General features: G+C 38.0%; 2 pseudogenes. One reads left to right on the forward strand and one right to left on the reverse strand.

The annotated features are described in order from the left end of the window. Positions 1–99, forward strand: a pseudogene (locus Xedl_RS19915) (transposase); the annotation flags it as partial. A 254-nt stretch (positions 100–353) separates the two neighbouring features. Here the strand turns inward: Xedl_RS19915 and Xedl_RS39530 are convergent. Beyond that, positions 354–480: pseudogene (locus Xedl_RS39530) on the reverse strand (type II toxin-antitoxin system Phd/YefM family antitoxin); the annotation flags it as partial. Positions 481–713: the final 233 nt, after the last annotated feature.

Genomic DNA, 713 nt, shown 5'->3' on the forward strand with positions numbered 1-713 from the left:
AAACTTCATCTGGTTATCAATGATTGCGGTGAACTTTTGGCCGTAAAATTAACCGCCGGAAATAAGGATGATCGTCACCCTGTCAAAGCATTGGCAAGATGTAGTGGTCATACCTAAACCTTGCCTTGGTGCACACGAACATTGAGTATATCAAGTTTAGTGCAGTCGTCTTTTGAAATTATTTTATCAGAAGTTATATGCACATTGGTCGTTATGCCTTGTTAATTGGCAGAATAGCCTTCTGAAAATGACAGATCCTTCAAACAGTTCCTGTATATCGTGGTCAGCTTCATAAAATTGTTCATCTATGCTGACAGTATTTTCGCATCCTCCTGGTATTCTATCTGATTGGTTAATAGGGACTAACTGGACATAAGGTTTTCCAGATTTAGCGATAATAACAATTTCACCGTCAACAACTTTATCTGCAAGTTGGCTCAAGTGTGTTTTCGCCTCGTGCATATTTGCTTGAATAGTCATTCTCTCTCCGTTAGCTAAGGATGTATTATAGCCAAATCTGAACAAAATATCATCACCCATGTTCAGTTAAGCAATATGCTGATAATTTTCGAAATATACTTAGGGTCTGTTGATGTTTTGTGAGGGATTATTAGACAGCATGATGATTTGGTATAATTACTTTCGCCAAAAAACAACCAGACCTCACCATCATGCCGCGAACTATGTTAACAGATCTCCAATGGAATAAGCTA

Source organism: Xenorhabdus eapokensis (assembly GCF_001908105.1).